Source organism: Iodidimonas sp. MBR-22 (assembly GCF_029946565.1).
GTDB classification, from domain to species: Bacteria; Pseudomonadota; Alphaproteobacteria; order Sphingomonadales; family Rhodothalassiaceae; genus Iodidimonas; species Iodidimonas nitroreducens.
Genome location: NZ_JARKVQ010000001.1, coordinates 257,906 through 278,639 on the forward strand (window position 1 = coordinate 257,906; position 20,734 = coordinate 278,639).

General features: G+C 58.4%; 18 protein-coding genes and 1 tRNA gene. 7 read left to right on the plus strand and 12 right to left on the minus strand.

The window, feature by feature from the left end; genetic code table 11:
* Positions 1-10: 10 nt before the first annotated feature.
* From QK300_RS01235 to QK300_RS01260, 7 genes are all read left to right on the plus strand, one after another.
* Positions 11-664 (plus strand): nucleoside triphosphate pyrophosphatase, encoded by a 654-nt coding sequence (locus QK300_RS01235; RefSeq protein WP_281299798.1) that lies wholly within the window; start codon positions 11-13, stop codon positions 662-664.
* A complete protein-coding gene (locus tag QK300_RS01240; protein ID WP_281299797.1) occupies positions 657-2,114 on the plus strand; it encodes a ribonuclease E/G in 1,458 nt (485 codons plus the stop codon). The genes QK300_RS01235 and QK300_RS01240 overlap by 8 nt, the downstream gene beginning before the upstream one ends.
* 31 nt (positions 2,115-2,145) lie before the next feature.
* Positions 2,146-2,373, plus strand: a complete 228-nt coding sequence (gene yacG / locus QK300_RS13585; protein ID WP_348651788.1) for a DNA gyrase inhibitor YacG — start codon at positions 2,146-2,148, stop codon at positions 2,371-2,373.
* An 82-nt stretch (positions 2,374-2,455) separates the two neighbouring features.
* Positions 2,456-2,531 (plus strand) — tRNA-Phe (locus tag QK300_RS01245).
* Between the two features lie 116 nt (positions 2,532-2,647).
* Positions 2,648-4,735 (plus strand): TonB-dependent receptor, encoded by a 2,088-nt coding sequence (locus tag QK300_RS01250; protein ID WP_281299796.1) that lies wholly within the window; start codon positions 2,648-2,650, stop codon positions 4,733-4,735.
* Positions 4,736-4,770: 35 nt separating this feature from the next.
* On the plus strand, positions 4,771-6,198 hold the full coding sequence (locus tag QK300_RS01255) for a serine hydrolase (protein ID WP_281299795.1): 1,428 nt from the start codon (positions 4,771-4,773) through the stop codon (positions 6,196-6,198).
* Between the two features lie 111 nt (positions 6,199-6,309).
* A complete protein-coding gene (locus QK300_RS01260) occupies positions 6,310-6,777 on the plus strand; it encodes a TspO/MBR family protein (protein WP_042083857.1) in 468 nt (155 codons plus the stop codon).
* 50 nt (positions 6,778-6,827) lie between these two features.
* On the opposite strand, the gene hemA is transcribed toward QK300_RS01260, so the two are convergent.
* The 12 genes from hemA to bchB are packed head-to-tail and all read right to left on the minus strand — an operon-like array spanning position 6,828 to position 20,733.
* Positions 6,828-8,048 carry a 5-aminolevulinate synthase gene (gene hemA / locus QK300_RS01265; protein ID WP_281320801.1) on the minus strand — a complete coding sequence of 407 codons (1,221 nt, stop codon included), beginning with the start codon at positions 8,046-8,048 and terminating at the stop codon, positions 6,828-6,830.
* Complete coding sequence (gene puhE, locus QK300_RS01270) at positions 8,048-8,956, minus strand: putative photosynthetic complex assembly protein PuhE (protein WP_281299793.1); 909 nt, start codon at positions 8,954-8,956, stop codon at positions 8,048-8,050. Before puhE ends, hemA begins: the two co-directional genes overlap by 1 nt.
* A gap of 10 nt (positions 8,957-8,966) precedes the next feature.
* A complete protein-coding gene (acsF, locus tag QK300_RS01275) occupies positions 8,967-10,025 on the minus strand; it encodes a magnesium-protoporphyrin IX monomethyl ester (oxidative) cyclase (protein ID WP_281299792.1) in 1,059 nt (352 codons plus the stop codon).
* A complete protein-coding gene (locus QK300_RS01280) occupies positions 10,022-10,318 on the minus strand; it encodes a hypothetical protein (protein WP_281299791.1) in 297 nt (98 codons plus the stop codon). Before QK300_RS01280 ends, acsF begins: the two co-directional genes overlap by 4 nt.
* Positions 10,315-10,803: a photosynthetic complex assembly protein PuhC gene (puhC, locus tag QK300_RS01285; RefSeq protein ID WP_281299790.1), complete on the minus strand. Its 489-nt coding sequence runs from the start codon at positions 10,801-10,803 to the stop codon at positions 10,315-10,317. Before puhC ends, QK300_RS01280 begins: the two co-directional genes overlap by 4 nt.
* A gap of 12 nt (positions 10,804-10,815) precedes the next feature.
* On the minus strand, positions 10,816-11,511 hold the full coding sequence (gene puhB / locus QK300_RS01290) for a photosynthetic complex putative assembly protein PuhB (protein ID WP_281299789.1): 696 nt from the start codon (positions 11,509-11,511) through the stop codon (positions 10,816-10,818).
* On the minus strand, positions 11,508-12,317 hold the full coding sequence (puhA, locus tag QK300_RS01295; RefSeq protein WP_281299788.1) for a photosynthetic reaction center subunit H: 810 nt from the start codon (positions 12,315-12,317) through the stop codon (positions 11,508-11,510). The genes puhB and puhA overlap by 4 nt, the downstream gene beginning before the upstream one ends.
* 21 nt (positions 12,318-12,338) lie before the next feature.
* Positions 12,339-13,772 (minus strand): PucC family protein, encoded by a 1,434-nt coding sequence (locus QK300_RS01300; protein ID WP_281299787.1) that lies wholly within the window; start codon positions 13,770-13,772, stop codon positions 12,339-12,341.
* The gene (bchM, locus tag QK300_RS01305) at positions 13,769-14,518 is read right to left on the minus strand and encodes a magnesium protoporphyrin IX methyltransferase (RefSeq protein ID WP_281320802.1); all 750 of its coding nucleotides are present in this window, start codon (positions 14,516-14,518) and stop codon (positions 13,769-13,771) included. The genes QK300_RS01300 and bchM overlap by 4 nt, the downstream gene beginning before the upstream one ends.
* Entirely contained in the window at positions 14,518-15,411 is an 894-nt protein-coding gene (bchL, locus tag QK300_RS01310) for a ferredoxin:protochlorophyllide reductase (ATP-dependent) iron-sulfur ATP-binding protein (RefSeq protein WP_042083838.1), read from the minus strand. Before bchL ends, bchM begins: the two co-directional genes overlap by 1 nt.
* The gene (locus QK300_RS01315; RefSeq protein WP_281299785.1) at positions 15,408-19,220 is read right to left on the minus strand and encodes a magnesium chelatase subunit H; all 3,813 of its coding nucleotides are present in this window, start codon (positions 19,218-19,220) and stop codon (positions 15,408-15,410) included. Before QK300_RS01315 ends, bchL begins: the two co-directional genes overlap by 4 nt.
* Positions 19,183-20,733 carry a ferredoxin:protochlorophyllide reductase (ATP-dependent) subunit B gene (gene bchB / locus QK300_RS01320; protein WP_281299784.1) on the minus strand — a complete coding sequence of 517 codons (1,551 nt, stop codon included), beginning with the start codon at positions 20,731-20,733 and terminating at the stop codon, positions 19,183-19,185. The genes QK300_RS01315 and bchB overlap by 38 nt, the downstream gene beginning before the upstream one ends.
* Position 20,734 lies beyond the last annotated feature (1 nt).

Consider the following 20,734-nt stretch of genomic DNA (forward strand, 5'->3'; position numbering starts at 1 on the left):
GGCGATTGGTTTGGCCGTCCAGCAAAAAACGGTTGGATCGCCCGGCCCCCATGGGAATGAGGGCCGCCCGCGTCTGGTGCTGGCGTCAGCTTCGCCCCGGCGGCTGGAATTGCTGGCCCAGATCGGGGTGATCCCGGATCTGGTGGTGCCCGCCGATCTTGATGAAACCCCCCATCCCGCTGAAAAGCCCCGCCTTTATGCCCGGCGCATGGCTTATGAAAAAGCGCTGAAAATTGCGTCGCACTATCCCGATGATTGGGTTCTGGGGGCCGATAGCGTGGTATCGGTTGGCCGCCGGATCCTGCCAAAAGCCCTTGATGCGGCCACGGCAGCGCAGTGCCTTGCCCTTCTTTCGGGCCGCCGCCACCGGGTGAGAACCGGTGTGGCGCTGTTGGGCCCCGATGGGAAAGCGCGCATTCGGGTGGTTGAAACGGTGGTGGCTTTTAAGTCATTATCCCATGAAGAATGTCAGGCCTATCTCGCCAGCAAAGACTGGCATGGCAAAGCCGGTGGCTATGGCATTCAGGGGCTGGCGGCGGCTTTTGTGCGGCATCTTTCGGGTTCCTACAGCAATGTGGTGGGCCTGCCGCTCTATGAACTGGCCCAGATGCTGCAAGGCCAGGGGGTGAAGGTGATGAAAGGCTGGACATCCGATCATGGCTGATCTGCTCATCGAAGCCAGTGCCGGAGAGATCAGGACCGCGCTGGTGGATGAAACCGGCCCCCTCGAGATCGGCTTTCATCGTGGCCGTGATCTTCATCGTGAAGCGATTGTGCTGGCTCGGGTCAGCGCCCTTGCCCCTGATATCAATAGCGCCTTTGTGGAATTGGAAGGCGGGGTCGAGGGGGGGCCATCCTGCCCGCTTTCGGGGCTATTACCCTGTCATCATGCCCCTTTCGAGCCGGGCAGCGCGCGGCCCAAACGCATTGGCGATGCCGTGCATGTGGGGCAGAAATTCTGTGTTGAATTGATGATGGCCCCCAATGAAAACAGCAAAAGCTGGGTGGTGCGGGCTGATTATGCGCGCAAGGGCCGTTATTTGACCCTCACACCGTTCAGGCCCGGTCTGCGCTTTGATGATGGCTTTGATCTTGAGGACAAAAACCGTCTGGGGGAAGCCCTGACGCCGATTTTGAAGGAAAGCGGGGTTGCGGCCCATGCCCCGGCGCAGGGCATCCATGATGATGTGCTGATGGCCGAAGCTGCGCGTCTTTTAGGGCAGATCCGGGCGATCCGAACCGCTGGCGGCGGGGCGCGGCAGATTCTGGCCGCCGCTTCAGCCTTGAAAATCAGCCTGCGCGATGCCCCCCCCGATCTTGGCAAGATTTATCTTTCGGATCGTGATCTTTTGGCACAGGCGCAATCCTGTCTGAAGCAGTGGCCGGATCTTTTGCCTTTGCTCGATGTGCCGAAAACGGATCTGGGATTATTTGCCGATCATGGGGTGGAGGAAGCCCTCGATGCACTGATCGATGGCCATATCGCCTTGCCATCGGGGGGGATGATCAGCATCGATGAAACGCGGGCGGCCACGGTGATCGATGTGGATTCGGCCAAAGCCACGGCGGGTCAATCGGCGGGCCAATCGGGCGCGGGAAGTGGCCGGGCCTGGGGCCGGGCGGCGTTCGAGGTGAATTGCGAAGCGGCGCGGGTCCTTGCCCGGCTCTTGCGCTTTGGCAGAATCGGCGGCCTTGTGGTGATCGATTTCATCGATATGCAGAAAAAAGATCATAAGGATGCGCTGATCGCGGCTTTCGATGCCGCTTTGGCCGATGATCCTTTGCCCGTGCGCTTGTCGGGGATCAATGCGCATGGGATTCTCACCCTCACCCGCAAGCGCCTTGGCCCTTCGGTGCGCGAAATGCTGCTTCAGGCGCCCGGGCCGCGCTTAAGCCTTTATAGCCTTGCCCATGATCTGTTGCGCCGGGCGGAGCGCACGGCGATCATGGATCCGCGTCCGGGGACTTTGGTCCTGTCTCTGTCTCCGGCCTTGGGCCGATTGTTCGAGGGGCCCGATTGGCTGGCCCGGCTGTCTGAAAGAACCGGCCGGGTGATTGATCTGCGGATGGATGAAAGCGTTCCATCCGATCAGCCCCTTTGTCATATTGGCTAGAGTGACCGCAAGCGAGAGGACAGATCGGATCATGACCGCATCAAAGGCCACAAAAAAGGCTCGCTGCCCCATCTGCAAGACGATTTGTTCCGGCGAACACAAGCCCTTTTGCTCGGATCGCTGCGCCAAAATCGATTTGTCGCGCTGGTTTGGCGAACATTATGTTCTGGCGGGAGTTACCCCCATAAACGGCTTTGATGACGAGGATGGACTTTTTCCATCAACAGCCTCTGGACAGGGGCGATCCGATTGCCTATAAGCGGCCACCAGAAACGCTTTTCGGCTGTGTTTGCGGGGGCTTTGCCTTCATCAACGGTTCGGCGGTTTTTCTCGAGGTTTGTGCCCAGGTAGCTCAGTTGGTAGAGCATGCGACTGAAAATCGCAGTGTCGGTGGTTCGATTCCGCCCCTGGGCACCACTTCTTTTCCCTAGTTTCAAGATCAGCCTGTGATCCGCCCGGTTCAAAAAAAACGGGATAGGAACTTTCGGGAGTTATGTGTGATCTTGATCAGGCCCCATGATGTGCATGCTTTGATGATGACTATGGTTATGGCCATGGCTTTGTTCGGCATTGGGATGGCCGCGAGTTTGTCTGAGGCCCATTCTTCTGAAGACATCGCAGAGATTAAAATCACCACCACAAGGCTGGAAGACCCGGCCGCACGCGCAGCCTGGTCGATGACCCGTCTGGAATACAGCGATCTGCGCAACGCCCCGGCAACGACATTGGATCGCATTCTCACTGATGTGCCGGGCGTGACACTGTTTCGTCGGGCCTCGTCATTGGCGGCGCATCCTACTACCCAGGGTGTAACTTTGCGCGGAATCGGCCCGAATGGTGCCGGGCGCGCGCTGGTCACCCTTGATGGGGTGCCCTTGAATGATCCTTTTGGCGGCTGGGTCACCTGGTCGGCGATTGATCCGGCGCGGATTGGCGCGGTGGAAATCCAGCGTGGCGGTGGTGCCGGGGCCATGGGCAATCAGGCGCTGACCGGTCATATCCAATTGGAAAGCCGGATGCCGGAAGATTTCGATCTGTGGGGTGAAGCCCGTGGCGGCAATTTCGGTACGGTGGATGTTTCTGCCGGATTGGGTGATCGGATCGGCGCCACGGCTTTCTCGCTTTCGGGGCGTTATTTCAATAGCGATGGCTTTAATCTCCGCCCCGAAGATCAGCGCGGGCCGGTGGATGTGCCAGCGGCCCTGGAAACGGGCAGTATCGATGCCCGGGGCGAATGGCAGATTGCGGATAGCACCATCTTGCGCGGGCGTATTGGCTGGTTTCGGGAAGACAGCGTGAATGGCATGGCGCTCTCCACCAATAAAACCGATGCGCTGGATCTTTCGCTGGGGCTGGTGATCGATGGCGGCAGGTTGGGGCCAAGCCTTGAAATCATCGGCTGGTATCATGATCGCGATTTCGCCAATAGCTTTGCCGCTGTATTGGATGAAGCGCGGTCGCTGGAACGTCAGGTGCTCGATCAATTCGATGTGCCGGCTGAAGGGATGGGGGGCAATGCCATTCTGCGCCTGCCCATAGCAGAGGATGGCGTTTTGGAATTCGGCACGGATCTGCGCAGGCTTCAAGGCACGACCAATGAACTGTTTCGCAATCTGGGTGATGGCTTTACCCGGCTCAGACAGGCGGGCGGCGATCAGTGGCTGATCGGGGGCTGGGTGGAATATGCCGGAAGCCTGACCGAGCGGCTGGAAATCAGCAGTGGCGTGCGGCTGGATTACTGGAAAACCTTTGATGGGTTCCTGCAGGAAAGTGATCGGGCCGATGGCACCATCCTGCGCGATGATGCGATCACGGATCGTTCTGATACGCTTGTCAATGGGCGGCTGGGTCTGGCCTATCGGCTGCATGAAAAGCTGCGCCTGCGCTTGTCGGGCTATACCGGTTTTCGCCTGCCCACGATCAATGAATTCTTTCGCCCGTTTCGGGTTGGAAATGATATAACCGAAGCCAATCCCAATCTCACAGCCGAACGGCTTTATGGAACCGAACTGGGTTTGGAGACAAACCTGTCGGATGGCGTGGTCGTTTCGGCCACCTATTTCCGAAATTGGCTGAAAAATGGTGTGGGCAATATAACGCTGGCCGAAGGCCCGGGTGTTTTTCCGCCCGCAGGGTTTGTGCCGGCTGGCGGCAGCCTGCGTCAGCGGCAGAATATCGAACGCATCATCGCCGATGGGATCGAGTTGGAAGCCCGGGCGGCGCTGCCGGGCGATCTGGCGCTGGTGGCGCGCTATCTGTTTACCGATGCCCGGATCACGCAATCGGATGATTTTCCGGCGCTGGCGGGGAATCGTCTGGCCCAAAGCGCCAAGCACAGTGCCGCCCTTGATCTGCGCTGGGAACCGTCTTTGCCCTGGCGTTTGAGCCTGAGCGCACGGACCGAAGGCGATCGCTTTGAAGATGATCTGGGCAGCCGGACACTTTCAGGGTTCTTTACCCTGGATGCGGCTGTTTTTTATGAATTAACCGAGACGACCGAGCTTTTTGTCTCGGCCGAGAATGTTTTCGATAAAGCCATTGCCAGCCAGATCGATGGCGATGGTCTTTTGACCCGCGCCCGTCCGCGTTTGGTTTCGGGTGGTGTCAGAATAGGGTTATGATCATGCAAAAGGCTGATGGTGGAGGGAGAGGAAACATGCGGACGCGCTATCTGATGAGGGGTGTGCTGGGTCTGGTCCTGATGGCACCAGCCCTTTCCATGGCTCAGGAAACCGAGACCGAGGCAACGGTGCGGGCCTATGCTGCGGGATATAAGGCACATTTTACCTGTGCGGCCAGCTTCAATGGGGGCAAGACATTGGCGCAGATCAAGGCCCATGAGCTGACGGGGATCTATCCACTGGTTGCTGATCTTGTGGCGCAATTGCCAGATGCCGAGATCGATGCCGAAAAAAAGCGGGTCAGCGTGCATTATGATCCCGATATGCCGCCCCGGATTTCCCAATGGCGTCCGCATCTGGGATGTGTGCAGCTTCCCGTAGGGGCAGAGGCCTCTGCCGCAGCCTATCTGCCCGCCATCGATCTGCCCGAACCTGATGCCCGCACCGATGATGGGGCCCCTTGGCAGAAAAAAGCGCCGATCAATGGCGAAAGCGGCCATCAGGCACTGGATAAAGTCATGCGGGCGGCCATCGAGGGGGATGCCCGCTATGGGGCCGATGCCCTGACATCGGCTGTGATGGTGGCAACGCCCGAAGCGATCCTGAGCGAACATTATATCGAGGGCTTTACCCCAACGACATCCCAGCGCACCTGGTCGGTGGCCAAATCCATCGCCGCCAGCGTGCTGGGTGCCGCCGTTCAGCAGGGCATGCTGGAAGTGAAAGCCCCTGCAACCATCCCGGAATGGAGCCATCCCGCCGATCCGCGCCGGGCGATCACGCTGGAAAATCTTTTGCACATGGCCAGCGGGCTGGATAGCAATCAGGCGGGCAACCGCACCGATCGCCTGTATATGGGCGGTGGGGCCATCACCGATACGGCCACGGAATATGCCCTTGAAGCGCCCCCCGGAAAACGGTGGAAATATGCCAATAATGATACCCTGCTTTCGGTCCGGGCCCTGCGCGGCGCGATGGGTGATGATGCGGCTTTCCTGCGTTTTCCCTTTGAAACACTGCTCTATAAAATCGGCATGACCCACACGTCGCTTGAAACCGATTGGCGGGGTGATTTCGTCCTTTCCAGTCAGGTCTGGACCACGGCTCGCGATCTGGCGCGGCTGGGCGTGCTTTATCTCAATGATGGGGTTTGGGATGGGGAACGGATTTTGCCCGAGGGCTGGGCAAAATATGTTGCAACACCCGCCCCCGGCCAGCCGCCCCTTGATCGCGGTGGCAGCGGGGTCAGCCCGGGCTATGGGGCGCAATGGTGGCTTTATAATGAACGCTTTCCCGATATTCCAAACGATAGCTTCGCGGCTTTGGGGAATCGCGGCCAGTATCTGGTGGTGATCCCTTCGCGCAATCTGGTGATCATTCGGCGCGGCTATGATCCGGCCCGTGGGGATCGTTTCAAGCTCGATGTTTTTATTCGCGATGTGCTGGCGGCCATAAAGGAATGAACGGGCCATCCCCTTGCCGAGCCATGGAAATTCCGGGATTGATGGATCAGGCTTGCCATCAGGGGGTTCGTTGCCCATGCTGAGTACTATGTTCGGCATGAAGGAGCGCTTATGCGCGAGTATCTGGTTTTGGGCGGGTTTCTGCTTTTATGCTTCATCGCAGCCAGCTCGGGGGCCTTTTTTCGCCCCGGTGATTGGTATAAAGCCTTGGAAAAGCCGCGCTGGCGGCCCCCTGATTGGCTGTTTCCGCCGGTGTGGAGCATTTTATATCTGATGATCGCCTTTTCCGGCTGGCTGGTCTGGAAACAGGCGGGCTTTGCCGGAGCGGGGGCATTGGCGCTGTCGGTTTATGGCCTGCAGCTTGTGCTCAATGGCTTGTGGTCGGCGGTTTTTTTCGGCCTTCACCGCATTGGCTTGGCCTTGATCGAGCTGTTTTGCCTGTGGCTTTCGGTTTTGCTGATGATCGCCCTGTTTTATCCCCTTAGTCCGCTGGCGGCCTGGCTGCTCGTTCCTTATGCACTCTGGGGCAGCTTTGCGATGGCTTTGAATGCGCGCATCTGGTGGCTCAATCGCGGCTGAGCCTGATCGGCAGGCAAAGCCGCGATGACAGCGAGCTTCGGGTGACGGTTTCAGGCGGCGGCCACCCCCCGGGCAAGGGCACATTCAGACCAGATTGCCCCTAAGCTTTCCATCAGATAGCGGATATCTTCATCGCTATGCACGGGTGATGGGGTAATGCGCAGCCTTTCGGTTCCCTTGGGCACTGTGGGATAATTGATCGGCTGCACATAGATGCCATAATCCTGCAACAGCCGGTCGCTGATCATTTTGCATTTCACGGGGTTGCCCACCATCACCGGCACGATATGGCTGTCGTTTTTCAGATGCGGCACCCCCATGATATCAAGCTGGCGGCGCACGGCCGCAACCCTGTTCTGGTGGCGCTCGCGTTCGCTGTTGCTTTGTTTCAAATGCTGGATGCTCGCCCGGGCGGCGGCAGCGCAGGCGGGGGGCAGGGCGGTGGTGAAAATGAAGCCCGATGCAAAGCTGCGAACGAAATCGCATAATTCGGTGGATGCGGCGATATAGCCCCCCACCACGCCAAAAGCCTTGCCCAAAGTCCCCTCGATCAAAGTGATCCGATCCATCAGGCCTTCGCGTTCGGCAATGCCACCGCCGCGCGGGCCATAAAGCCCCACCGCATGCACTTCATCCAGATAGGTCATGGCCCCGTATTTTTCGGCGACATCGCAAATTCTGGCGATGGGGGCGATATCGCCATCCATGGAATATACGGATTCAAACGCCACGATCTTGGGCCGCTTGGGGTCGATCTGCGCCAAGCAGCGTTCCAGATCCTGGGGATCATTATGCTTGAAAATGATCTTTTCGGCGCGGCTGTGGCGAATGCCTTCGATCATCGAGGCATGATTGCCCGCATCCGAGAGCACCACACAGCCGGGCAGACGCGAGGCCAAAGTGGTGATGGCCGCCCAATTCGACACATAGCCCGAGGTAAAGAGCAGGGCTGCGGGCTTATGATGCAGATCGGCCAGTTCCTGTTCCAGCATCACATGATCATGGGTGGTGCCGGAAATATTGCGGGTGCCGCCTGCACCGGCGCCGCAGCGATCAATGGCTTCGTGCATGGCGCTGAGCACGGCGGGGTGCTGACCCATGCCCAGATAATCATTCGAGCACCACACGGTAACTTCTTTGGTCCCATCCGGGCGATGATGGCGGGCGCGGGGAAAATCCCCCTGTCTGCGTTCAAGCTCGGCAAAATGGCGGTAATTGCCTTCATCGGCGAGGCTTTGCAGCTCGGCACGGAAAAATTCATCGTAATTCATCATGGTCTCCCGGATGGACTTGGTGCCAAAGGGCCTTCAGGTCCATGGCTGTTTCTGTTGGCATCGCCAGCAACAGCTTTAGGAGCTGTAAAATCGGATGCGATGGAGCGGAGTGGATAACTATCGGTTTTCGTTTTGGACGATGGGGCCTCACGCTGTTCCCACCAGCGCCATAAGGCGGTCAGCGGTATAGGCAGAATGAGAAACCAGTGTTCGATGATGGCCAGGGCGGCCATGGCGGAAAGGGCGGTGGCGCTCATCAGGGCAAAAGAACCCGCAGGGGCAGCCACGGCTTTATCGATCAAAATCCATAAAATCGCCAGAGCCAGAAGCTGCGAAATCGGGAAAAACGGGTTCATGTCTTTGGTTTTGAGAAAACTTTTAAGATAAAACAGATGCGCGGGCACCCAATGGGCGCTGACATTGCGCACCCCCAGCATCACATTGATGCGGGCGCTTTGATGCATGAAAGTGATCAGGACGAACAGATGAAAGGCCAGTTGATTGGGCTGATCCCATGTCAGCCAGAACAGCGCCAGCCCGGTGATCAGGATTGAGAGTTCATGATAAAGGCTCACCCCCAAAGCATGGCCCCAATGGCGCGGACCCCGGCAGCCCGGGGTGCACAGCACCCGCCTTGGTCCGGTGATATAGCCCAGATAAAAGCTTAATTCCTGCCAGGCCCAGGCGATCAGGCCGCAGCCAAAGGCAATATAGGTGGATGCAACCGATGTGCTGCCCGCACTATATCCAACCCCATAAAGGGCCAAAGCAAACAGAACGGTGCCGCCCGCCATCGCAGCCGGAAAACTGTGCGGGTTCCGGCGATTGAGAAACAGCACAAGCCCGGTGCTGAACCACCAAAGGAACAGAGCGTAAAAAATCAATGCTGCGGGATGGGTCAGCACGTGTTTGTCCTCACCAAGCCGGGGCCATCAGCACATTTTGCGGCAGATCATGGCGTTTCACTGGTAAACAATAAAGCCGGGCGAAGGTGCCCGCCGTTAAAAGCCCCAATCCCATGCGTTTCACAAAAGAAAATACGCCGCCCTTTTCCCGGGCATCCTGCATCTGATCGGCATAGCGACGCAGGCGTTCGAGCCCTGCGCTGAAAGCCGGATGATCAAGATCAAGGCTCAAGGGAAAAACCTGCTGGGAAATGGCATTGGTAATGCGGAAAACCTGCATGTCATAATCGCGGGGGCTAAGGCCCAAAGCCTTGTGAAACAAGGGGCGATTATGATCGCGCACATACATCGTGGCATAAACCGCGAGGCAGAAAAAACGAATCCACAAGCGATTATGGCCTTTCAAAAGCTTTGGATTGGCGCGCATAACCAAAGCCAAAGCCTCGCCATGGCTGTATTCATCCTGACACCATTCATGGAACCATTTGAAAATCGGATGGATGCGTAATTCCGGGTGACGCTCTAATTGCCGATAGATGGTGATATAGCGGGCATAGCCGATTTTTTCTGAAAGATAGGTGGCATAGAAAATGAACTTCGGCTTGAAATAGGTATATTTCTTGGCCTTGGTCAAAAAGCCCAGATCAACGCCGATGCCAAAATCGCGCAAGGTATCATTGATGAATCCGGCATGGCGGGCTTCATCCCGGCTCATATAGCGAAACAGATCCCGCACATCGGGATTTTTCGCGCGTTTCTTGATTTCCGCATAAAGCACACAGCCGGAAAATTCCGATGTGACCGAACTGACCAGAAAATCGATGAATTCCCGGCGCAGGCCATCGGGCATGGCATCGATATCGACCTGATCGAATTCGGCGCTGCGCTTGAAATGATCCTTGTTGGGATCTTTGCGAAAGCGATCCATCAACTGATCCCATTCCCGGCGCACCGGGCTCACATCAAGCTGATCCATCACCTCGAAATCGGTGGTGTAAAAGCGCGGGCTGAGCATGGTGCTTTCCTGCGCCATGCGGGTGGTTTCATTGGGGGTGTTCTGGCCGCTCATGGCTTCCTCCTCGGGGAAAAACTCACCTCATAAAGGCCGGTAATTTCAAAAATGGCGGTAAAGCACGCCCATTGCCGGGCCAGCCAGCCTGCGCGCTGCACATGAGCCTGTCGGCGCAATAAAAAACGGCTGTTATGGGCGGCCTCGATGGGATCGCCCGCAACCTGCACCACATCACCGGGATTGATCTCGATCCCGCCCCCTAAAAGCACATGGGCATGGAGGCTGTCATGGCTGCGTTCCACCGCGATCCGGCAGGGGACAGAAAGATTTCTGGCGCTGTTTTTCTTCATTGTGCGGTCCTATTTGGAAGCGATCCAGCCGATGGCATCAAAACTGCAAAGGCCCCGGCATTGGTGGGTCCAAAGGCATTGAGATCGACAAGCCGCCCGGTTTCGGGGTCTTGCAGGGATAAACGTCCATTGGCCCAAAGGCTCAGGCGGAAAGGCGTTTGGGCGCTGATGCCATGGGCCATCCGCTCTTGTGCCAGGCTGCGCATCATGGCGCGGGTAAAGCCATGGCCACCGGCTTCGAGCCGGGCGATTTCCTGCCCTGTGGCGGCATCGGTCACGATCACCGCGCCGCTTTCATGATCGGCGAAATAAAGGCTGCGGCTGCTGATCAGTTCGGCTTCCGGCGGGGCGATATGATAGCTGCCGGTCCACCGGCTCAGGGCTGCGGTCAGGATGGTCAGCCCGATCAGCCCCGCTGCCGCCAGCAGAAAAACCCGGGGGAAATGCTCGATTCTCTCTGTGGTGCCGTGCTGATGGGTGGCCATGATGTCTCTCCTTCATTCCGCCGCAGCAAAGCCGCGCAGCCGATCACGGGCCTTAGCCCCGGATTTTTCGGCCTTGCGGCTTTGGGTGGCCTTTTGGCTTTCACTGGTGGGGGCGCTTTGCTCTTGCTGGTGAAAATCGGCCAAAGCCCGGGCCAGAATCCGCGTGGCCTGATCCCCATCCGATAAACCACGCAGCATGGGTTCGGGCCGATTGATCCGCCATGGCCGCACATGGGGCCACAGCAGGAAAAAGGCCGGACGGTTTTTTCCTTCGAGGCTCAGCACAAGATCGGTGCTGTGATCGGAATGGGTGCGCTTGGCCGCGGATTGAATCACAGTGAAGGGGATATTGATGCTTTTCGATAGTGCAATTCCGCAGCGCATCACCACCCGGCGATTGGTGATGGTATAGGCGGTGGTGCGGGCCGTGCCCCAGGCAAAAGCCCATAAGATGCCGCCGCCGATTACAGCCGGGATCAGCAAAAGGGCGGATAGCCGCATGGTGTCAGCCCAGGGGCTTTGGTCGGCAATGCCGCTGATCAGTTGCCACAGGATCAAAATCCCGAAATAGCCGAGAACCAATCGGATATGAAAGGCATGGCGGGCCAATGCCTTGGTCTGAGGGGCCCCCTGCCACAGAATATGTTCATCGGCGGGGGGCTTTTCCGGCAGGCCATAAACCGGCTCGAAATGATCGTCTTCGCTCATATCAATGGCTCCATCCGGTCGGGTGTCGCATAAAGCAGGCCGCCACCGTAAAAACCGCAGATCTTGTCTTCTTCAAGCAAGGTCACCTGATCGCGGGAAGCGGTGCGCGGCACAGCCTGGAATTGATCGGCGCGCAAGGCCCGCACATAAACCCCGGGCTGAACCGGATTGATGCCTGAAAGCCGGGCGAAATAGCCCTTCGGGCCACGGATGCGGGCGAAATTGATGGGGAGCAGCAGGCTGCCACCTCCATCCGTGGTTTCGATCTCAAGATAGCGGGCGAGATATTCCGAACAATCCACCCAAAGATCGCTGATCACCCCGGCCTCCTTGCCATCGGCGCCATAAACGGTCATCCCCCGGGGATCATTATCCTCGGCTGCGGGATAAAAGCTTGTAGCCAGCCGCAAAGGCAGGATCTTTGGCATGCCATCGATGGTGAGATCAGGATGATCATGGCGTTCCGCATAAGAAGCCGGACCCACGCCATCGACCATGGGATCGCCGGTGGGATCATAAGGTGATCCTTCAAAGGCATAGCGTTTTTCAAGCTTGTGGCTGCGGCTATCCCGAAGACCACTGAAGGTTTCGCGTACCGGGCCATGGGCCAGCTTGAAGCTTTTGGGTTTTTCGGGCACCCAAATCAGGCCGTGATCTTCAAGCGCGCCATTATCGCGCTCCAAAGGATAGCCTTCCCGGCGGTCTTCGCGGCGCAGATAAAAAATCAGCCCCGCAAAAAATAGCCAGAATGCATATAATACCATTTGCGCTACATCGAGCGAGCTGGTGATGGCACCGGGTTCCATATCGTCCTCCTTGGCTTCGGGTCAGCCGGGAAAATCCCCAAGTCCGAATTTCGTTTGATCTGTTTCGTGGGCTTTCAGGCTGTGGCGAACCAGCGGCCCGATAGCGATGAGCGTTGCAAAAATCAGTATGATTTCAATGTGATAAACAGCCATATAGCCTGTGGCCGGGCTGTTGAGCGCTGCCCCCAAAGCGCCGCTTTCGGCCCAATGGCCAATCACATCGCGGGCGAGGCCGCCAAAGCTGATGGCAAGGCCGGTGGCGGTGGCCTGCACCGCACCAAAAGCCCCCAGCGCCAGCCCGCTTTGCCCGTCTTTCGCCAAAGCCATGGCCGCCGTCAGGCTGCCAACGCCAAAAAGGCCGCCGCCCAAGCCGATCAGCGTGGTGCCGGCCTGAAATAAAAGCACCGATTGAAAGGGTTGGGATAAAATTACCAATGGAAAGGCAACCAGCCCGATGATCGCCCCGAATGCGGCGATCCGGCAGGCATCATCCCCCTGATCAAGGGCGCGGGCGGCAAGGAAGAAGCCCACCAAAGTGCCCCCCGCCAAAAGGGCGGTGAGGCTGGTGGTGGCGCTGACCGAAAGGCCCAGAATTTCACCGCCATAGGGTTCGAGCAGAATATCCTGCATGGCGAAAGCCGCCGCCCCCAGCCCGATGGCAGTCAGCAAACGGGTCGGGCGGTTTTCCCGCACGAATTCTTTCCATGCAGCCTGAAAAGGAATGCGGGGCTGATCAAAAGCGGTGCGGCTCGGATCGCGGGCTTCCTGCTTCCACAAAGCCGCCAGATTGAGCAGGATGGTGATCACCGCCGCACCCTGCACCACTTGAATGAGGCGCAATTGGCTGAAATCTTCGAGCAAGGCCCCGATGATCAGGGCGCTGGCCACCATGCCGAGCAACAGCATCACATAAAGCAGGGCCACTACCCGGGGGCGGCTGGCCTCCGGTGCCAGATCGGTGGCAAGGGCAAGGCCGGTGGTTTGGGTGATATGAAGGCCCGCGCCCACCAGCAAAAAGGCCAAAGCCGCCCCCACCTGACCGATGAGGATCGGGCCATGGGTATCGCCTGATAAAATGAGCAAAGCAAAGGGCATGATCGCAAAGCCGCCAAATTGCAGCAAGCTGCCCATCCAGATATAGGGCACCCGCTTCCAGCCCAGAAAAGAGCGGTGATGATCCGAACGATGGCCGATCAAAGCCCGCAAGGGGGCAAAAACAAGGGGCAAAGCGATCATGATCGCCACAAGGCTTGCGGGCACGCCCAATTCAACGATCATCACCCGGTTCAATGTGGCATTCAGCAGCACAAAAGCCATGCCGACACTGATTTGGAACAGCGCCAATCGCAGCAGCCGGGGCAGGGGCAAATCCGCCGTTGCCGCATCGGCAAAAGGCAGAAATTGCGTGCCGATCCGGGTCCAGCCCTGCACTATGGAAAAGCGCTGCCTGCTCATCGGCGGGTCACCTCCAGCGCCTGGCTGATGTAAAAACCGCTTTTGATCCGCCGGGTGCGATGCGGTCCGTGATCTGCCAGACGGGCGTCTGTCAGAATGCGGTCGATCAGCATCCGTTCGGCCACCGGCTCGATGGCCGGGGCGCGATCGCCCCGGGGAAACAACCGGCCCATCAGATGCATCATCGCCAAAAGCCGGGTGCGCGGCGCAAAACTGAACAAAACGGGGCCTTTAGAAACAGCCGCCAGCGCGGCCAGCGCCGCCAGCAGATCATCGATCTGATAATGAATGAGCGAATCCATCGCCACCACATAATCAAAGGGCCGGGCTTCATCCTGTGGGCTGGTGATCAGGCGACGATCGAGCATATCGCCCGAAAGAAAGCGGATGCTGCCGCTTTGGGGATGGGTGGCCATATCCTCGCTAAGATTTTGGGCCATGCGCTCTTTGGCAATGCCGATCAGGGTGGGTGAAAGATCGATGGCGGTGACATGGGCGCCCCGGCACGCGGCTTCCAAAGCCAAAGCTCCGGTGCCGCAGCCGGCATCCAGCACGCGGCATCCGCTCAGATCAGCGGGCATCCAATCGAGCAGGGTGCGGCGCATCTCATCGCGTCCGGCCCTGACCGTTTGGCGAATGGCGCTGACCGGGGCATCAGAGGTGATCCGTGCCCAGGCATCGGCGGCGGTGCGATCAAAATAATCCAAAAGCAGGCCACGCCGGGCGATATAGCTGTTGCTGGCCATCATTCAAATCCCAACAGATCGAAAATATCCCGATCCTTTACCGGGGTCACTTCTAGGGGCGAGACCCCAGCCCATAAAACCGAGGCAAGGCGCATATATTCCTTTTGCACGGCGGCCAGTTCGGGGCTGTCTTCCATTTCAAACAGGGTTGATTTCTGCAAACGGCTGCGGCGGATCACATCAAGGGATGGAAAGCGCGCCATGGTTTTCAGGCCCACCCGTTCATTGAATTTGTCGATCTGATCGGTTTCATCGCTGCGATTGGCGATGCAGCCGCCCAAACGTACATCATAATTTTTGGCTTTGGCCCGAATGGCCCCCAGAATGCGGTTCATCGCAAAGATCGAATCGAAATCATTGGCGGTGATGATCAGCGCCCGATCCGCATGTTGCAGGGGGGCGGCAAAGCCGCCGCACACCACATCGCCCAGCACATCAAAGATCACCACATCGGTATCTTCGAGCAGATGATGCTCTTTCAAAAGCTTGACCGTTTGCCCCACCACATAGCCGCCGCAGCCGGTGCCCGCCGGGGGGCCGCCCGCCTCGACGCACATCACGCCGTTATAGCCTTCATACACAAAATCCTCGACGCGCAGTTCCTCGGCATGGAAATCCACCTGTTCAAGGGCATCAATCACCGTGGGCACCAGTTTTTTGGTCAGGGTATAGGTGCTGTCATGCTTGGGATCGCAGCCAATCTGCAAAACCCGTTTGCCCAGCTTTGAAAAGGCCACCGAAAGATTGGACGAGGTGGTGCTTTTGCCGATTCCGCCCTTGCCATAGATGGCAAAAACCTTGGCTCCCTCGATTTTCATCGATGGATCGAGCTTGACCTGAACGCTGCCTTCGCCATCAGGGCGGGCGGATCGTGTCAATGTTGCGGTGGTCATGCGGCTACTCCTGCGCCAATACCTTCCAGCCGATCCTCCAGATCCTCGCCTGCTCTTTGCAGATCAGCGAGGGTGGCGGCATCAGGGGTCCAGTATTTGCGCTCATGGGCTTCAAGGAGGCGGTTGGCCATTTTGGCCGAAGCCGCCGGATTCAGTTTGGCCAGGCGATTGCGCATGGCGTCGTCGAGCAAAAAGGTCTGGGTCAATTGTTGATAGACCCAGGGCTGCACCTTGCCCGTGGTGGCAGACCAGCCAACCGTATTGGTGAGCGCCGCCTCGATCTGGCGAACGCCTTCATAGCCATGATCGAGCATGCTTTCATACCACACCGGATTGAGCACCCGGGTGCGGGTTTCAAGGCTCACCTGCTCATCAAGGCTGCGGACCTTGCCGGTGGCCTGGGTTTGATCGCCGATATAAACCGGCACCGGTTGAGCGCGGTTGCGGTTGGCGGCCCGGCTGATCCCGCCCAAAGTATCGAAATAATGATCGATGGTGGTAACACCCAATTCCACGGAATCCAGATTTTGATAGGTGAGATCCACATCTTTCAGCATCGCGCCGAGCAGGGCCGATTGCGGGGCCGCTTCCCCTTTGCGGTTATAGGCAAAGCATTTGCGCCGGGTATAGGTTTCCGCCAGTTCGTCTTCATCATCCCAGCAGCCGCTATCCAGCATCAGATTGACATTCGCCCCATAAGCCCCATCGGCATTGCTGAACACCCGCAAAGCCGCGGTTTCAAGATCGCAGCCATGGGCAGCCTGATAGGCAAGGCTGTGAGCCCGGATGGGATTATCCTCAGGGGCTTCATCGGCCGAAGCCGCAAGCCAGGTGGCTTCGGCCAGAATGCGGGTTTGCAAGGGCAGAAGATCGCGGAAAATGCCGGATAAGGTAACCACCACATCGATCCGTGGACGCCCCAATTCCGACAAGGGCACGAGGGCGGCCCCACACAGCCGGCCATAGCTATCAAACCGTGGCCGCGCCCCTAAAAGCGCCAAAACCTGCGCGATCGGCCCGCCTTCGGATTTCAGATTATCCGTGCCCCATAAAACCATCGCCACAGATCGGGGCGCGGCCCCATGATCTTCGCGATGACGCTGGATCAGCAGATCGGCCTGTTTTTGCCCATCGATCATGGCAAAGGCGCTGGGAATGCGGAAGGGATCAAAGCCATGGATATTGCGCCCGGTGGGCAGAATATCCGATGTGCGCAAAAGATCGCCCCCCGCCACCGGCTTCACAAAGCCGCCATCAAGGGCATGGACCAGCGCGGGCAATTCATGATCATCACACAGCATGGCATTGGCATGATGCAGCCGGGTGAGAAGCGCCTGCCATTCGGGATCACGGGCCTGTTGCTCGCTGGCAAAGCTGTAGAGGCGATCAGGACCGGCCCCATCCACAAGGGCATCGAGCAGATCATCGGCCAGCGCGGTGCCTTGGGCTGTTTTGGACATGGCCGCCAGCAGATCGCGCCGTTCGGCCCGTTCATGGGGCACCCCAATTTGATGCAGGCCATGGGGGATGAGGGTATATTCCAGTTCATGGATGCTGGCCTTGATCCCGGCAATCGCCCGTTCTTTGTCATCAAAGGGGGTATCGGGGGTGATCAGATCGAGCTCCATTGCCTGGATCTGGATCAATTCGGCCAACGCATCGCGCTCGGGCTGGCGCGTTCCATCAAGGCTGCGCCAGCGATCAAGGGTTTCTTTCAATTCGCTCAAACCGCGATACAGCCCCGCCTCGGTAATGCCCGGGCTGAGATAGCTGATCAGGGTGGCTGCCGAGCGGCGCTTGGCAATCGCCCCTTCCGAAGGATTATTGGCGGCATAAAGATAAAAATTGGGCAGGCTGCCGATCAGCCGATCCGGCCAGCAGGCAGCGGTCATCCCGGTTTGTTTGCCGGGCATGAATTCCAAAGCCCCATGGGTGCCGAAATGCAAAACCGCATGGGCTTTGAAATCGTCGCGCAGATAGCGATAAAAGGCGCTGAAGGCATGAGTGGGCGACAGGCCTTTTTCAAAGAGCAGGCGCATGGGATCGCCTTCATAGCCAAAGGCAGGCTGCACCCCCACAAAGACATTGCCAAAATGCGCCCCCAGCACAAAAATCGATTGCCCATCGCTTTGGGCGCGGCCCGGTGCGGGGCCCCATTGGGCTTCGATTTCAGCCAGATAGGGTTCGCGGCGCACATGATCATCGGCACTGATTTTCACCGCCACATTGGCTTCGGCCCCATGGCGGGCGGCATTGCCGATCAGAATCTGATCGCGCAGGGCATCCACATCGGCGGGCAATTCCACCTTGTAACCTGCGGCATCAAGGGCCTTCAGGCTGTTATAAAGAGATTGAAACACCGATAGAAAAGCCGCTGTGCCGGTGCTGCCCGAATTGGGCGGAAAATTAAACAGCACGATGGCCAGATGGCGCTCGGCCCGTTCACTGCGTTTCAGGGCCACCAGATGGGCCACGCGATCCGCCAGCCTGTCGATGCGATCTGGCTGGGCGATCATGTGGCGATCCCCAGCGCTTGGGTTTTGCGCCTTGCCGCCCTGGCTCAGGCGATGGCCCCGGCCACCGATCACCATCGGTCCGGTGGCCCCATCCAATTCGGGGATCGCCACCATCATCGTGGCTTCCATCGGGGTGAGGCCGCTTTCGCCCTGTTCCCATTGCTCAAGGGATTGAAATTCAACCGCATGAGCGGCCAGATAGGGCACATCCAGCCGGGCCAGTATATCCGCTGCGGCTGTGCTGTCATTATAGGCCGGGCCGCCAACAAGGGAAAAACCGGTCAGGGATAACAGGCTGTCGATGGTCGCCACGCCCTTGTCCATGAAAAAGCGCTCGATCGCCGGGCGACAATCCAACCCGCTGGCAAAAGCCGGGATCACCCGCAAACCCCGGCTTTCAAGGGCGGTGATCACGGCATCATAATGCGCGCAATCGCCCGAAAGCACATAGGATCGCATCACGATCAGCCCCACCGTGCCCATTGTGGTTTGGGATTTCTGTTCGGATTTCGCCGCAAAAGCGGGCAGGTCGTTCAAATCTTCGCTCATCCGATGGCCATGCAGGCCCTGATCGCCCTTTGCGGCTTTTGCCATCCGGGGATGATAAAGCCCCACATCGGGATAGCAGACCGGCTCTTTCGGGCTGTAGCTTTGGCCCAAAGCGGCGCGGCCTTCGGTGGCATAGCGGCCGATCAGATAACCGGCCATATGGGTGATATTGTCTTCGGAGCCCGCCAGCCAATATTGCATGGTCAGGAAATAAGAGCGCAGATCCTGAGCCGTGCCGGGGATGAAGCGCAGAATTTTGGGCAAGCGGCGCAGCATGGCCATTTGCCCGGCGCCCGAACTCGATTGGGATTTGCCACCCTTGCCCCGCAGCTTTTTCAAAAGCGCCAAAGGCCCCTTGCCCGAGCCATCCATGTTCAAACGGCCAAGGCGGGTGAGCTTGATGATCTCGCCCGATGACATGATGCCGATCATCGCATCGCAATGGGGGCGGCGGGCCTGCAAAGCCGGCAGGATGGCCTCGCTTTGATCTTCCAGAAACAGCATCGTGACGAGGATGATATCGCCTTCGGCCACGGCGGCTTTGCAGCGTTCCAGCGCTGCCGGGCTGTGGGCCCAATCCACGGCGGCATGAAGGCTGAGAGAAAAACCGGGACAGATCGTTTGCAGCCGCGCCGCCGCCCGCTCCGCCGAGGCAGACAGGTGGCTATCAAGGGTGATGATGACCATGCGGACAGACCGCTTGGCCTTATCGTCCGAAATGCGCTTTGGCATCGTATAATACATCCAGGTTGATCATTGTCAGGCCGCGATCCCGGGCAAAAATCTCGGTATTGCGGCGGGCTTTGCCACGCACGAAAAACGGAATTTTGCGCAGTTCGCGGGCGGCTTCATCATTCCAGCCCAGGTCTTGGGGGGTGTGCTCCTTGCTGTCGTCGGTCTCGTTCCGCCGGGCCCCTTCGCCCGCCAGATGCGATGGAGCGGCATCATCGGAAAATTCAAAATCATCGCGGAACATGCCCAAAAGATGTTCCTCAAGGCCCATCATCAGCGGATGCACCCAGCTATCAAACAGAACATTGGCGCCTTCAAAACCCATTTGCGGGGAATAGCGCGCCGGGAAATCCTGCACATGCACCGGTGCCGAAATCACCGCACAGGGCAGGCCCAAACGCTTGGCGATATGGCGTTCCATCTGGGTGCCTAAAATCAGTTCGGGGCGGGCTTCGATGATCGCGGCTTCGACCGCCAGATAATCGTCGCTGATCAAAGGCTCGATCCCCAGTTCCTCGGCCATGGCGCGCACATCGCGGGCAAATTCGCGGGAATAGGTGCCGAGGCCAGCAACGGTGAAGCCCAGTTCTTTAGAGGCAATGCGCGCGGCTGCCACGGCATGGGTGGCATCGCCGAAAATAAAGACCCGCTTGCCGGTCAGATAATTGGAATCGATGGAAGCCGAATACCATGGCAGGCGCGAACGGTCGTCCGCCAAAAGCGCCGACGCATCAACCCCGGCCAAAGCCGCCACTTCGCGGATGAAATCACAGGTCGCCCCCACCCCGATGGGAATGCATTTGGTGAAAGGCTGGCCAAAGCTGCGCTTGAGCCATTGGGCCGTGTTATCGGCGATTTCGGGATAAAGAACGACATTGAAATCCGCTTCCCCCAAACGGGCGAGATCGGCAGGCGTGGCATCAAGGGGGGCGGTGACGGAAATCTCGATCCCCATGGATGTTAAAAGCCCGCGAATTTCCGCCAGATCATCGCGATGGCGAAAGCCCAAAGCCGTGGGGCCAAGAATATTGCAGCGTGGTGCCCGATCCGCTTTTGCCGGCGCATCGGCCGCATCGCTTTTTGCCGGGGCCGCCAGAGTGCGGACAAGCTGATAGAATGTTTCCGCAGCGCCCCAGTTTTCCTTGCGCTGATAGGATGGCAATTCCAAAGGAATGATGGGCACCGGCAGATTCAAGGCCCGGCCCAGACCCGCCGGATCATCCTGAATCAATTCAGCGGTGCAGGATGATCCCACCAAAATCGCCTGCGGCTGAAAGCGTTCATAGGCCTGCTTTAAGGCGGTGGTAAACAGATTGGCGGTATCGCTGCCCAGATCGCGGGCCTGGAAGGTGGTATAGGTCACCGGCGGGCGGGTTTTATTGCGCTCGATCATCGTGAATAAAAGATCGGCATAGGTATCGCCCTGCGGCGCATGAAGCACATAATGCACCCCGCGCATGGCGGTGGCGATGCGCATGGCGCCCACATGGGGCGGGGCTTCATATGTCCAGATGGTAAGATCCATA